Raw genomic sequence first — 14,224 nt, 5'->3', positions numbered from 1 at the left:
TACGACTATGACAATCACACCTGAAAGTACATCGGTAGGCTTTATCGGAATCGGGGTTATGGGCAAAAGCATGGCCGGCCACATTCAAAACGCCGGTTATCCGCTGCATGTGTATACCCGAACGGCCGAAAAGGCGAAGGAATTGGTGGAAGGCGGAGCCGTATGGCATGAAACGCCGGGGGATCTGGCTGCGGCATGCGATGTGGTCTTTACGATGGTCGGTTATCCGAAAGATGTGGAGGACATTTATTTGGGAAGCAACGGGCTGGTGGAACGAGCCAAGCCGGGAGCTTATTTAATCGATATGACAACCTCAAGTCCGCTGCTGGCCGGGCGGATTTATGAAGCTTGCGCCGCCCGGGGACTTCACGGTCTGGATGCTCCGGTTTCCGGCGGGGACATCGGGGCCCGCGATGCCAAACTTTCCATTATGGTCGGCGGCGATGAGGCGGACTTTAACGCGGTACTGCCGCTCTTCCGGCTCATGGGCACCAACATCGTGCTTCAAGGCAAAGCAGGGGCAGGCCAGCACACGAAGATGTGCAACCAGATCGCGATCGCCTCGGGGATGATGGGGGTCAGCGAGTCGCTGGCCTATGCGCGGAGCGCGGGGCTTGATCCGGAAACCGTGCTGCGGAGTATCGAGAGCGGAGCGGCCGGCAGCTGGTCGCTCAGCAATTTGGGTCCGCGCATGATCGCGGGGAATTTCGAGCCCGGTTTTTATGTGAAGCATTTTATTAAAGATATGGGAATCGCTCTCGAATCGGTGCGGGAGATGGGATTGGATACGCCGGGGCTCGCTTTGGCCGAATCGCTTTATAAGCAGCTTGCGAGCGAGGGGTATGAGAATAAAGGAACACAGGTGCTTTTTAAGTATTATACGGAACGGTAAAATAGAGCGGGGGAGCCGGTTCCTCCCCCGGAAAGGTGTATAAAGTGCCCTTGTTTTCACGGGTATTTTACAGTATCCTAGTTACAAGTTAATGCACCATGGTTGTCCTCTGGATAGGCAGTGAGACCAATAAATAGATGGAGGTAATTATCAGCATGTCTAAAAAAGTAACGTTTGATTACAGCAAAGCATTGCAATTTGTAGGTCAGCACGAAGTCGATAATTTGGAAGCCCAAATCCGTGCGGCTCACGAGCAATTACATAACGGGACAGGCGCCGGCTCCGATTTCTTGGGTTGGATCGACCTCCCTACGGCATATGATAAAGAAGAGTTTTCCCGGATTCAGAAAGCCGCTGCCAAAATCCAAAGCGATTCCGACGTTTTGATCGTGATCGGGATCGGCGGCTCTTACCTCGGCGCCCGCGCGGCGATCGAGTCGCTTTCGCATTCCTTCTATAATTTGCTTCCTAAGGACAAGCGTAAAACTCCGGAAATCTATTTTGCCGGCAACAACATCAGCTCGACTTACGTCAATCATCTCCTCGACCTGATCGAAGGCAAGGGCTTCTCCATCAACGTCATTTCGAAGTCGGGAACGACGACGGAACCGGCGATCGCTTTCCGTATTTTCCGTGCGGCCCTGGAGAAGAAATACGGCAAAGAAGAGGCGCGCAAACGGATTTACGCTACAACCGACCGCGAGAAGGGCGCCCTGAAGAAGCTGTCCAATGAAGAAGGCTATGAAACATTCGTCATTCCGGACGACGTGGGCGGGCGTTACTCCGTTTTGACGGCGGTAGGTTTGCTGCCGATCGCGACTGCCGGGATTAACATTGAAGAAATGATGCAAGGCGCGGCCGACGCATCTAAGGAATACAGCAATCCGAATCTGGCCGAGAACGCCAGCTACCAATATGCGGCGGTCCGCAACGCCCTGTACCGCAAGGGGAAAGTTACGGAAATTCTGGTGAACTACGAGCCTTCCCTGCATTACGTATCCGAATGGTGGAAACAGCTCTACGGCGAGAGTGAAGGCAAGGATTTCAAGGGGATTTTCCCGGCATCGGTGGACTTCTCGACAGACCTGCACTCCATGGGGCAGTTTATTCAGGAAGGCAACCGCAATATTTTTGAAACCGTTATTCAGGTCACCGAAGTGCCTAGCCACATTACGATCGAATCCGATCCGGCGGATCTGGACGGCTTGAACTTCCTGGCCGGCAAAACGCTCGATTTCGTCAACAAGAAGGCGTTCCAAGGCACATTGCTGGCGCATACCGACGGTCAGGTTCCGAATTTGGTCGTCAATGTTCCGGATTTGACTCCATATTCCTTCGGTTATCTGGTATACTTCTTTGAAAAGGCCTGCGGCATCAGCGGCTACCTGCTGGGCGTAAACCCATTCGACCAGCCGGGCGTAGAGGCGTACAAGAAGAACATGTTCGCTCTGCTTGGCAAACCGGGTTACGAGAAAGAGAAAGCGGAACTGGAAGCAAGACTTTCCGAGTAATCGAGTAATCGACCAGCCTTTGCATAAAGGCAGGAATAAAGCCGCCAGGAAGCAGTTCACCGGATTTTTCCGGCTGGGCTGCTTCTTGGCACATTCATAAGGATGGAAATGACATGCTGGAACGTTACAGAACGGTGCGCCAAGCCGGAGAAAAGGAAATCGTGATCAAGAAGTCGAGATTCATCGGCCAGATCAAGCCGGTGGAGACGGAGGAAGAGGCCGTAGCTTTTATCGAAGAGATTAAGAAACGGCATTGGAACGCGACTCATAATTGCTCGGCGTATATGATCGGGGAAAGGGATGAAATCCAGAAGCAATCGGATGACGGGGAACCGAGCGGGACCGCCGGCAAACCGATCCTGGAGGTCATTCGCAACCAGGGGCTCAAGAACGTGGCTATTGTGGTAACCCGTTATTTCGGAGGCATTATGCTGGGGGCCGGAGGGCTGATCCGGGCATACACGGACGGGGCCGTCGCCGCGACGGAAGCCGGGGAAGTCATTACGCGCGTCCTGCACCGCGAGATTTTTGTGGAACTGGATTACACCTGGCTCGGCAAGGTAGAGAATGAGCTAAGAAACCGAGGCGTTCGCACGGGAGAAACCGGGTTCGCCGATAAGGTAACATTGCGTTGTCTGCCTTTGGAAGGAGAGTCGGACGCCTTTGCGGCATGGATGACCGATCTGACTCAGGGGCAGGCCAAGATGACGGAAGGTGAAAAGGTCTACTTTATTGAAGGGGAATAAAGCCTATGGCAAGAAGAGCAGTAGAGCAGGAGTTGTCAAGGGAACGAATTATGGATGCCGCGAGACATCTTTTTATCACGAAAGGCTATCGCGGAATTTCCATGAGGAGCATCGGGCAGCATTTAGGCTATAGCCACGGTTCCCTTTACTATCATTTTAAGGAAAAAGCGGAATTGTTCTACGCCATCGTCGTCCAGGACTTCAACCATTTGGCCCGGTTATGCGAACAGGTGACCAAGCGTCCGCCAAGCGAAGGTTTGACGAAGGTGGAACAGTTGATGCTGGAATTCATCAAGTTCGGTTTGGAGCATCCGCATCAATATGAAATTATGTTCATGCTTCGGGATGAGGAGATTCTGACTTATTGCCGGGCTGAACAGGCCAAATGTTTTGATATGTTCGACCGGATCATCCGCGGCTTTTTGAAAGAGGAGCGGCATCCCATGGAGGATAATCCATCCTTGCCGTTGAGCATGTTTTTGGGAATCCACGGATTTATCTCGTTTTATATCCAAGATCGCCTGACCTTCGAGGAGATTTCACCCGCCGCTATAGCCCACGTGAAAGTGCTAAGTCAAAGCAGCTATCGATTGACGTCATAGGACGTTTTTGTTTTCAGGTTTTACTTTAATCATTTACACTATCATAGCTGTACTCCTTTATTACGTTGCTTTAATAACGTTATCGACTTCCGAATTGTAATTATCCTCAACGCTGGTATGTGCCCGAAAATAGAAGGACGTGGTTCTCTCGGGAGACCCGCGTCCTTTGTTTGTTTTTCGACGCTTTTATGCAGCTAGCTCCTCCTGTTCCGCAATAATGCCAACTCCTGCTTGAGCCGGTGTTTTTTCCTCTCCACACCGGAAACTCTTCGAAAAGTCAGAAACGATAAAATTACATAACACATATAATCCATGGCCAGGGTATCGGCATGACCATCAGAAATGATTCGCTCCATTGATCCATTCTCCTTTAAGAGTTTTGAGGGGGTGAGTCTGAACGCCCGATTATCGCTGACCTGGTCAGCGCCTTCGCGGTTTTTGGGACGCTATTACGGCCGGAACCGGGCCGAAGCGGGTTCGAAGCAAGGCCGAAGTAGCTACGGAAATCAAGGCCGAAGTAGGTTCGGAACCAGGGCTGAAGCAGGTTCGGACTAGACTCGGAAGCAGGGACGAGGTAGTTCGGAAACTAAGGACGAAGCAGGTACGTAACCAACCCGAGGCAGGCCAGACCAGGCCGAAGCAGGGACTAGGCTCGGAAGCAGGGCCGAAGTAGGGACTAGGCTCGGAAGCAGGGCCGAAGTAGGGACTAGGCTCGGAAGCAGGGCCGAAGTAGGTACGGAAACCAGGAACGAAGTAGGTACGGAAACCAGGGACGAAGCAGGTCCGTAACCAGGCCAGAATCAGGCCGAAGCAAGCCCGAAGAATCTAACGGAAATAGTAGCCGCTATTCCGTCCAAAACGGCCAATTGAGAATTCTAACGGAAGCAGTAGCGGCTATTTAGTCAAAAGGGGGTCTTTTTGGCGGGAATGAGCCCAAATAGGCGCTATTATTTCCGTTAGAGCTCCGAAAATGGTAAAAAGCGCGAAATAGCCGCTATTATTTCCGTTAGAGTAGGGAGGCCTACCGTGGAGGCTAAGCTACACGGTCCGCTTAAGCCTACCCTCGGCATTTGGACCGTAACCGGGCCGAAGCAGGTTCGGCACCAGGCCAGAACGAGGCCAGAACGAGGCTGAACTAGGTACGTAACCAGGCCGAAGCAAGCCCGAAGCAAGCCCGAAGAATCTAACGGAAATAGTAGCCGCTATTTCGTCCAAAGAGGCCGATTGAGAATTCTAACGGAAGCAGTAGCGGCTATTTAGTCAAAAGGGGGTCTTTTTGGCGGGAATGAGCCCAAATAGGCGCTATTATTTCCGTTAGAGCTCCGAAAATGGTAAAAAACGCGAAATAGCCGCTATTATTTCCGTTAGAGTAGGGAGGCCTACCGTGGAGGCTAAGCTCCTCCCGTCCTCCCAGGCTCACCGCGGCCCCCGGTGTAACGGCCGTGCAATCCCCGGGCCCCCGGTGTAACGGCCGTGCAATCCCCGGGCCCCCGGTGTAACGGCCGTGCAATCCCTGGGCCTCGGTGTAACGGCCGTGCATCCCCCAGCCCCGGGCGTAACGGCCATGCATCCCCCGTGTCCCGGGCGTGTCCCGGTTCGGCTAGTGTTGGAGATTCCGGTCCCGGGCGGCCACTCTCCACGGGCACGGTTGCTTTTGCGACAATTGGGCCGCATATATCTTGCCCGGACCTCCAAAGGAAGCCGGTCCCATGAGGACAAGGCCGACCGGCCGCGCATTCTAATCCTCGATCAGCTTCACCAGATACCGGCGCTGTCTTGGGCCGTCAAATTCGCAGAAATAGATGCCCTGCCAGCGGCCCAGCACAAGATCTCCTTCCTGGATGATGACGGTTTGCGAGGACCCGGTCGTGATCGCTTTTAAGTGGGAGGCGGTGTTTCCTTCGGCATGCCGGTATTTGGGATGCTCCCACGGATAAACATCATCCAGCCGCATGAGAACATCATGCTTCACATCGGGGTCCGCATTCTCGTTAATGGTAATGCCGGCTGTGGTATGCGGGCAATAGATGACGGCAAGACCGTTAACGATTCCGCTGTTTTTGACAAGGGAGCGCACTTCTCGGGTGATGTCGCGCATCTCGTCCCTTTTGGCGGTGGATAATTCCAGGGTATGCAGCATGGGCAGATCGCCCTCCTTTACATATACTAATTTAGAAGCGCGTTTTCTAATTGTATTTTACCCGGGCGAGCTTGATCTGCCAAATCACGGCAGCCGGGCGCGTAAATTTGTTGACGAGGTGTTACGGGTTTGATAAAGTGTCAATATATAATAATCCCAAGTAATTTTATAAGAATATATAATTTTATAAATGAGATGACCGAGAAAGGATGTGGCTGTTCCCATGCATGTGGAAGTAAGAAACTTGGATAAACACTTCGGCAGTTTTCATGCCGTGAAGGACGTCAGCTTTGGCATTGAAAAAGGGCAGTTGATCGGGCTGCTCGGACCGAGCGGCGGGGGAAAAACTTCAATTCTTCGCATGTTGGCCGGTCTGGAGCAGCCGGATTCGGGGGAGATTCTTTTTCACGGCAATCGGGTTAACGGCCTGGCGCCCCAAGACCGGGGGATCGGCTTCGTGTTCCAAAGCTACGCTTTGTTCAAGCATATGACGGTATTTGATAATATCGCCTTTGGTTTGCAGGTGAAAAAGGTGCCGAAAAGCCGGATTCATGAACGGGTCATGGAATTGGTGGAGTTGACCGGACTCAAGGGGTTCGAGAAGCGTTACCCGCATCAACTGTCCGGGGGACAGCGGCAGCGGGTGGCTTTTGCCCGGGCGTTGGCGCCTGAGCCGCAACTGCTGCTCCTCGATGAGCCTTTCGCCGCTATCGATGCGAAGATTCGTCAGGAACTGCGGTCTTGGCTCAGAGAGCTGATCGAACGCGTGGGGATCACTTCGATTTTTGTAACCCATGACCAGGATGAAGCGATTGAAGTGGCGGACGAAATTATGATTATCAATGAGGGCAGGCTCGAGCAAAAGGGCACCCCTTGGGATATTTACAAGGAACCGGACACCCCGTTTGTCGCTTCCTTCATCGGACAGTCGACCCTGGTGGATCGGGCGGCGGATTTGAAAGGCTTTGAGGACGAAGCGGGAGACGCGGGGACCCAGGCCCTTATTCGACCGGAATATCTCGAAGTCGGAACCGAGCACGAATTTACGCTCTTGTCCGCCACCGAGCCTGGCGTGGTGAAGCACTTGCATTTCCGCGGCAGCGAATGGCTGGTGGAAGTGGAGGTAGGCGGCCATGTTCTGACGACGTTCCGGTCACTGGAAAAAGAAACGCTGAAGCCCGGCCAGCAGGTGCGCGTGCTCGTTCACAGGGCATATCTGTTCAATAAAGATAGAAGCTGGGTCGTGGAGAACCCGCTGAAGGGCGGGCCGATCAGCGTTATGATCTGATCCAGACGTGACCAGGGGAACAATCCGTTGGATCGCCCATAAAAAAGAACCGCGAGAACGTAAACCGTTCTCGCGGTTCTTTTGCAATTACGCTCTGGAGCGGATTTCCTGACGCATGAACAAGGCATAGGAAATACCGAAGCAGATCATGGTGGCGGCGATCAGGCCGGTCAACTGCGGCCAAATGAGAATCAGACTCTGACCCAGCGACAGCGGGCTGGCGATGGCCCCGACGAGTTGATCCATCGTCAAAGGGCCGAGCGATCGGACGCCGGGCGACAGCATCGTCGTAATCGTCTCCGAGAAGAGTTCGGTGGGCGAAAGACGGTTCAACGTCAGGATAAAATTCATCTGCCGCAGTTGTGCCGCCGGGTTCATTTGCTGCTCGGAAACGGCGGTGGCACTGTCGATCAGATTGATAATCATGCTGTAAAAAATGGTAAAAAACAGCCAGACGGAGATGGAAGACAAAGCCGAGGTAGCGGCCTGGCGGAACCGGATGGAAAAGAGGATGGACAGGTTCAGCCAAAAGCCGATATACACGACCGCAATAATTAGAAACAGGACAATTCTACAAAACTCCTCCGGAGTCGGCGGATAACCGATCGTAAACAGGCTGAGCCCCATGACGAGGAAGCCCAGCGAGAAAACGACGACCGCGATCAGGAACAGGGAGGAGACGAACTTGGCGATAATGAAGTCATCCCGGTAAATCGGCTGCGACAGCAGCCGCCCGAGTGTTCCCTTGTTCCGTTCGGAGTTCACGGCGTCGAAGCCGAGAGCGATCCCGAGCAGGGGACCGAGCCAAGACAAGAAGGTGGCGAACGACGGAACCGACAGGCTCGGGCTGGTGAGCGTAAACATACGCAGGAACAAGAAGGTGTCCCCGGCGGATTGTTCGTCCAGCGAACCGTTCCGTATGGCTGTCACGGCCGAATAGATCGATCCGATGCAGGCCAGAACGATAATGCCGATCAGGATGCCGAAGCGCCAGCTGCGGATATGGTCGCCGATCTCTTTGCCGACCATGACCCAAAACGAGGTATAGTCCCTGCGTTCCCGTCGTTCGGCCGGATTGGCGGCGAACCGCGTCTTCAACTCGGAGGTCTTTTGCTTCAGTTGGGTCCAATATGTCGTCACCGCTCTCCCTTCCTTTCAAAATAACGATGGTAGATATCATCGAGTCCGTATTCCTTCCGCCGCAAATAGGTGAGCTCCGCCTTGCTCGCGATGACGGCTTCCGCGATTAGCGGGGTAAGATCCCGATCGCAGACCACGGTCATGATGGAGGACTCGATACCGCCGGGTCGACCCGGGTCATCCTCCGGCGGCCGTACTTCCCTAACGCCCTCCAGAGCGGCGATGCGCTCAACCAGGCCCTGAGGCCAGCCGGAGGTACCGACCTCGATGAAAATGCTGCCGTCCTCATCAAGCGATTTCGACAGCGTCTTGATATCGCCGGCGGCGATAAGGCGTCCCTGTACGAACAGGCCGACCCGGTCGCAAATTTGCTGAACTTGATGCAAATGGTGCGAGGAAAGGAGCACGGTCAGCCCTTCGTCCCGGCTCAGGGACGAAATCAGCTCCAGCAGCTCCCGCACCCCTTCCGGGTCGATGCCGAGCGTCGGCTCGTCGAGGATAATGACCTCGGGATTTTTGATCAGGACATCGGCGAGACCAAGCCGCTGCCTCATCCCGCGGGAAAAAGCGCCGACCTTTTTGTTCGCATGCTCGGCAAGGCCGGTTTTCTCCAGCAGATGGACGGCCCTTTCGGCCGCCACCGGCTTGGACAGCCCGTTCAAACGGGCGGTATAGACGAGATTGTCCATCGCGGTGCGGTCCTCATAGAAGCCCACATCGTCGGGCAAATAGCCCACTTTCCGCTTGACCTTCAAGGGCTCGCGGGCGGGATCATGGCCGCAGATCCGGGCTTCGCCGAAGGACGGCTCGGTCAAGCCGAGCATCATGAGAATCGTGGTCGTTTTACCGGCCCCGTTGGGACCGAGCAGACCGAAAATTTCCCCTTTGGCAATGCTCAGGTTCAGATGATCGACCGCCGTATACTCTCCGTATTTTTTCGTGAGCTCTTTTAACTCGATAATCGGCGCCATAGTTTATCTTCTCCCGAATTTCCGGAACAGATAGTAGATTCCGGCAATAACCGCCAGAATGATCAGAACGCCTATCCATCCCCATAGTACGGAGGATTTTACGGTCACCCGGAGATCGGCGGCAGCGCTTTTGCCGGAGGAAGAAGCGTTCAAGCTGACGACGTAATCCCCGGCCAGCGCTTTGTCGCTGGATTTGATGATCGCCTGAACCTGCTTGCTTTCCCCGGGAGCGACCGACGTAATCGTCGACGGTTCAAAAGAAACCTCCCATCCTGTCGGCGCGTTCGAGGAGAAGGAAAGGTCTTCGAGGTCGGCGGAACCGGTATTCTGGACGACGAAGTCCATTCTGCGTTCCCCGCCGGCCCGGATGTCGGTGCTTAGCAGATTGTTTTTGGTAGTAAACTGCATTTCATAGGTACCGGTAACCACCGCTTCCAGCTCGGCGTTGGCTGTAGTTTCCCCGCTTGAAGCGGCGATCGGGATGTTGAAGGAGCCGGCCTGCACGTTTTCCGGCGGTTTGATTTCGATGGTGATTGATTTTTCCGCGTTCGGCTCCACTTCGACCGAAGTCACGCTGTTGCTGTCCGCCTTGAAACGGACATCCCAGCCGGCTTCGGCCTGGGCTTGCAACGCGTAGGTTTGTTTTTTGGTCGTTCGGTTCCGCAGTACGGCGCTGTAAGTGAAGGTGGAGTCTGAGTGCCCCTCCATGTTGGCCTGGTCCACGGTAAGTTCGGTTTTGAAGGTGCCCTGCTCGGAAACGTTCACGATCAGCGGCAGGGAAGAATCATCCGCTTTTAAGGTAAAGCTGTAGCGTCCTTTATTAACTTGCAGCGGCACTTCCAGCTCGAGATTGAAGTTTTGCGTCTCGCCCGGCTTGACCGCGATGCGGGAAATATCCCGTCCTCCGGCCGTGAGCGTGTACTTCCAGTCCTTTGCCTTGGTTTCCAGCGACAGGCCGGCGGAAGCGGTCGAAGATCCGCGATTGATTAAATCGATGGAATAAGACACCGTTTCACCGGGCGCGGCCGACCATTCGAGATATGGCGTATACAGCTCCAAGGCTCCGGCCGCGGCGGCCTTTGAAGGCCCTGTCGTAACGACGGTCGTCAGCGCGGTGAACAGGGCCAGCAGGAAAAACGCCGATTTGCGATAAAACTTCAGCATGACCTGAATTCCTCCTTGCAACAATGACTTAAATTCGCGGCAGCCGATCGGGACTACGGCGGAAGCGATGGGCCCCTCGGCTTCCCCGGTTCATCTCCGTCTCGATCGCTGCGGTCATAAAGGATACGAACGAAATCTCAATTTGGATTTATGCGCGAAAAAAATTTTTCGGGGTTTTCAAACGGCGCGCTTTTTGGTAAAACGGGAGGTAACGAGGGAGGAGTATGGTTCGGGAGGGAAGGAGCATGGACCTGCAAAATGATGAGATGACGCTGCGGCTGCGCCAAATGTGCGACGGATCCGTCGAGGCGTTCGACCGGTTTTACGAAGCGTACGCTCCTTTTGTCATGCAGGTGGCTATCCGGATGGTGGGCGAGCGGATGGAGGCGGAGGATGTCTGCCATGAAGTGTTTCTCGAAGCCCTCCGGCGGGGAAAAGACTACGATCCGGCCAGGGGCTCCATCAAAGCCTGGCTGGCCGTAAAAACGAGGAGCCGCTGCCTCGACCGGCTGAGGCGCAATCAACGGGTACAGCCGCTGGAAGGGGAGCTTCTTCCCGGCGGGATGCGGATTTCCGAGGAAGAACAGGTCATTTCCAGGCTGGAAAAGGAGGCTTTGAGATCCGCGGTTTATGCGCTGCCCGAGGCGCAAAGAAAGGCGATTTTGGGCTCGTATTATACCCTGCACACCCATAAGGAGATGTCTGAAGCCTGGAACGTTCCGATCGGCACGGTAAAATCATGGGTTCGCTACGGGCTTGCCAATTTGCGCAAACAGTTGGAAAAACAAGGATGGAGCCATACACCGGAAGGAGGCGGAAAGGATGAGCGATTCCGTTTATAAACAAACCGTTGGCGCTTCGCGGCCAGATCCGTTACCGGGCTGTACGGCAAGGTATACGGAAGAGGACTGGGTGGATTGGGTGCTTGGAACGGTAGCGGGACCGAAACGAGCGGAAATGCGGGCCCATTTGGAAGTTTGTCCGTCCTGCCGGCAGCTTTCCGCCGATTGGGAGCGGGTATTGCTCTATTCGGAGCCTCAAGGCGATCCGGAAGCCGGAACAGCCGGGAATCGGGAGCAAGTACAGCCTGCTGTCCCGGCGGAACGAGTACGCAAGTCGCTTCGCTGGCGGGTTCGGTTTATCGGGCTTAGAAACGAGGCAAAAGAGTTGATAAGAGGCGGCTTACGGCGGCGCGGGGCCATTTTGGCCTTCTCGTTCGCGCTGATCGTAGCCGGGGGATGGGTGCTCCGGACGGAGCACGCGGCGGATGAACCTTGGAGCACCTATGTGGAGAGATATGAGCCCGCCGCCTTGCCGGTGATGTCGAGTCCGGAGAGCGTCGCTCTCCCCCTTGATGGAGGAAGACTTGCGCCGGAATCCGGCATGGTCTGGTATAATGAGGCGTCGCGGGAGATGCTGATGCTCGTCGGCGGAATCGTTCCGCGGGAGGATCAGATCGTCGAGGTTTGGGCCGTCAAGGAAGGGAGCCGCGACAGCCTGGGGCTCCTGCAGTATCACGCTTACCGGGCCCATTTGTACGTGAAAAACAAAGAGGCCCTTCAGGAGGCGGACAATCTCGTGCTCACGGTGGAGACGAGAAACGGGGACCCGGAAGATCCGGCCCCGAAGGATACGATTTTTGTGGATTTGACCGCGGGGCGGAAATAATCGGATCTTGAGATAATGAGACATGACAGCAGAGAGGGGAAGGCCGAGTGGAACAACTGGTGTTTCTGGGGACGGGGGATGCGATGGGCGTACCTCGCGTCTACTGCGATTGCCAAGTTTGCGAAGAGGCGAGAGCGGGAGGGCTCAATCGGCGCTACCGCTCATCCGTGTCGGTAGAAAGCGAGGAGGGAAGCTTTCTCATCGATTGCGGTCCCGACTGGCGGGAGAGTATGGAACGGAGGGGGCAGCGGTTCGCCGGAACGGTGCTGGTCACGCACCCCCATTTCGATCATATCGGCGGCCTTCCGGAATGGGCGGACGCTTGCCGGTGGCTGGAACGGAAGGGGCGGATTTATGCCCCAAAGGAGGTGCTGGACGCGATAAACCGTCAATATCCTTGGCTGGAAAGAAATCTGGATTTTCACCCGATGGATGAAGGGATCTCGCTGGCGGGATGGCGTATTTCCGGCTGGAAAGTAAACCATGGAAAAAACGGCTATTCCTATGCTTATCGGCTGGAAAAGAAGGGCTATGTTTGGGCCTACTGTCCGGATTCGATCGCCTTGCCGCCGGAGCAGCGGCTTTTGTTGAACGGGCTGGATCTGCTCGTGTTGGGGACGAGCTTTTACCATGAGCTGGCCGAATTCTCCACCCGTTCCGTGTACGATGTCAAAGAAGCGCTCGAGCTGCTGCGGGAGCTCAAGCCGAAGCAAACGATATTTACGCACATGTCGCATGACATCGACTTGCGTCAGGATTACGCTTTGCCGGACGGCGTGCGCTACGCGGTCACGGGGATGAATGTGCCGCTTGCCGCCATATAGGCCAGGGGCCGGAGAAAAGAAAACGACCGCAGTTTCCGTTCATGAGCGGAAACCGCGGTCGTTTTCTTGTAGAGGCCTGACTGAAGCGGGTCAGTTAGCGCTTGATTAACGGGAAAAACTCCCTCTAATCAAGTATGTTGACGGCTGCAGCAAGCAATCAACGGGAAAAACTCCCGTTATTTTTCGGGCAAAACAACGATTCGGGCAAAAAAAGCGGAAATAGCGGGAGAAATTCCAGCTAATGACACGAATGGCCTGCATTGCGTCAATTTAGCGGGAAGTCCTCCCGTTAAATTCGTAAATTTGACGGCAGAGCCGTTCCGGTACGGTTACGCTTCTTGGCCGAGAATAAATTTATCGATCACCAGCTTGACGCCGTCCTCGTTGTTGCTGGCGGTCACATAGTCGGCGATCTCTTTCAGGGCAGGAATCGCGTTACCCATAGCGACGCCAAGGCCCGCGGCTTCGAGCATCTCATGGTCGTTCCAGGAATCGCCGATCGCGATGCACTCGGACAGCGCGCAGCCGAAATGGGCGGCCAGGAACTTCAAGGCATGTCCCTTGGTTCCTTCGTGGTGCATAATTTCAAGGAAGTTCGGCTTGGATTTGGTGATGTGGACGCTTTCTCCAAGCAGTTCCCGTAGCACCGGAGCGATTTCATCCAGGTAATCCGGCTCGTCGATAATCAGCATTTTCGGAGTCGGCTGAGCCACGAGTTTGGCGAAATCGGGTTCGACATAATACTTCGTTTTGTTTAATGCCGCATAGTCGATCAGCTTTTGATTCTCCTCGCGGGCATAAAGCTTGTCGTCGATGTAGGTCTGCAGGTGGAGGTTATTTTGGATACAATATTCGAACAGCTTGTGAGCGGCATCCATTGGGACATAACGCTCGTAAAGGACTTGTTCGTCCAGCAAATTTTTGACCAAAGCCCCCTGATACGTGATGATCGGAACATTCAGTCCGGTTTGACGGGCGATCGCCTGGGCGCTGGCGTAAGCGCGGCCCGTGGCCAATGTGACGACGGCGCCTTTCGCTACCGCCTGCTCCAAGGCCCGCTGCGTGGCCGGGGTTACTTCTTTGTCGTCGTTGATTAAAGTGTCGTCGATGTCGATCGCTACGAGTTTATACAATGGGTTCTCTCCTTTTTTGGGACGAAAAAGCTTCGCCTTTCTCTCTTTGTTCAGCTTTCTCTATTGTACCTTATGAAACCAGGATTTCAATTCACGTTTACGCACTCGATCCATTTTATACATGGCCGTAACAAAAGGTTTACCT

Annotated in this window: 13 protein-coding genes; 8 read left to right on the top strand and 5 right to left on the bottom strand. The window is 54.7% G+C overall.

All coding sequences use genetic code 11. The features are described from left to right. The first annotated feature begins 7 nt into the window (after positions 1–7). From FRY98_RS05725 to FRY98_RS05710, 4 genes are all read left to right on the top strand, one after another. Entirely contained in the window at positions 8–892 is an 885-nt protein-coding gene (locus FRY98_RS05725) for an NAD(P)-dependent oxidoreductase (RefSeq protein ID WP_148450742.1), read from the top strand. Between the two features lie 155 nt (positions 893–1,047). Continuing rightward, entirely contained in the window at positions 1,048–2,403 is a 1,356-nt protein-coding gene (locus FRY98_RS05720; RefSeq protein ID WP_148450741.1) for a glucose-6-phosphate isomerase, read from the top strand. 113 nt (positions 2,404–2,516) lie between these two features. Continuing rightward, entirely contained in the window at positions 2,517–3,149 is a 633-nt protein-coding gene (locus FRY98_RS05715; protein WP_148450740.1) for a YigZ family protein, read from the top strand. Positions 3,150–3,154: 5 nt separating this feature from the next. Then, on the top strand, positions 3,155–3,751 hold the full coding sequence (locus tag FRY98_RS05710) for a TetR/AcrR family transcriptional regulator (RefSeq protein ID WP_148450739.1): 597 nt from the start codon (positions 3,155–3,157) through the stop codon (positions 3,749–3,751). A gap of 1,738 nt (positions 3,752–5,489) precedes the next feature. Here FRY98_RS05710 and FRY98_RS05705 read toward each other — a convergent pair. Continuing rightward, positions 5,490–5,891 (bottom strand): secondary thiamine-phosphate synthase enzyme YjbQ, encoded by a 402-nt coding sequence (locus tag FRY98_RS05705; RefSeq protein ID WP_148450738.1) that lies wholly within the window; start codon positions 5,889–5,891, stop codon positions 5,490–5,492. 223 nt (positions 5,892–6,114) lie between these two features. On the opposite strand from FRY98_RS05705, the gene FRY98_RS05700 reads away from it, so the two are divergent. After that, positions 6,115–7,179, top strand: coding sequence for a sulfate/molybdate ABC transporter ATP-binding protein (locus FRY98_RS05700; RefSeq protein ID WP_148450737.1), 1,065 nt, complete (start codon positions 6,115–6,117; stop codon positions 7,177–7,179). A gap of 87 nt (positions 7,180–7,266) precedes the next feature. Here the strand turns inward: FRY98_RS05700 and FRY98_RS05695 are convergent, their stop codons facing one another. From FRY98_RS05695 to FRY98_RS05685, 3 genes are read right to left on the bottom strand one after another with little or no spacing between them, the layout of a single operon-like run. Beyond that, positions 7,267–8,319, bottom strand: a complete 1,053-nt coding sequence (locus FRY98_RS05695; RefSeq protein ID WP_373317669.1) for an ABC transporter permease — start codon at positions 8,317–8,319, stop codon at positions 7,267–7,269. Then, a complete protein-coding gene (locus FRY98_RS05690) occupies positions 8,316–9,290 on the bottom strand; it encodes an ABC transporter ATP-binding protein (protein WP_148450736.1) in 975 nt (324 codons plus the stop codon). The genes FRY98_RS05695 and FRY98_RS05690 overlap by 4 nt, the downstream gene beginning before the upstream one ends. A gap of 3 nt (positions 9,291–9,293) precedes the next feature. Next, positions 9,294–10,454 carry a COG1470 family protein gene (locus FRY98_RS05685; RefSeq protein WP_148450735.1) on the bottom strand — a complete coding sequence of 387 codons (1,161 nt, stop codon included), beginning with the start codon at positions 10,452–10,454 and terminating at the stop codon, positions 9,294–9,296. Between the two features lie 245 nt (positions 10,455–10,699). On the opposite strand from FRY98_RS05685, the gene FRY98_RS05680 reads away from it, so the two are divergent. The 3 genes from FRY98_RS05680 to FRY98_RS05670 are packed head-to-tail and all read left to right on the top strand — an operon-like array spanning position 10,700 to position 12,946. Further along, the gene (locus FRY98_RS05680; RefSeq protein ID WP_148450734.1) at positions 10,700–11,296 is read left to right on the top strand and encodes an RNA polymerase sigma factor; all 597 of its coding nucleotides are present in this window, start codon (positions 10,700–10,702) and stop codon (positions 11,294–11,296) included. Next, a complete protein-coding gene (locus tag FRY98_RS05675; RefSeq protein WP_148450733.1) occupies positions 11,277–12,122 on the top strand; it encodes a zf-HC2 domain-containing protein in 846 nt (281 codons plus the stop codon). Before FRY98_RS05680 ends, FRY98_RS05675 begins: the two co-directional genes overlap by 20 nt. A 47-nt stretch (positions 12,123–12,169) precedes the next feature. Next, positions 12,170–12,946 carry an MBL fold metallo-hydrolase gene (locus tag FRY98_RS05670; RefSeq protein WP_211373261.1) on the top strand — a complete coding sequence of 259 codons (777 nt, stop codon included), beginning with the start codon at positions 12,170–12,172 and terminating at the stop codon, positions 12,944–12,946. Positions 12,947–13,275: 329 nt separating this feature from the next. On the opposite strand, the gene FRY98_RS05665 is transcribed toward FRY98_RS05670, so the two are convergent. Beyond that, entirely contained in the window at positions 13,276–14,079 is an 804-nt protein-coding gene (locus FRY98_RS05665) for a Cof-type HAD-IIB family hydrolase (protein ID WP_148450732.1), read from the bottom strand. Between the last annotated feature and the right edge of the window lie 145 nt (positions 14,080–14,224).

The organism is Paenibacillus faecis, assembly GCF_008084145.1.
Lineage (GTDB): Bacteria > Bacillota > Bacilli > Paenibacillales > Paenibacillaceae > Fontibacillus > Fontibacillus faecis.
Note: the sequence above shows the minus strand (reverse complement) of the source record. Positions and strands in the feature narration are given on the sequence as shown.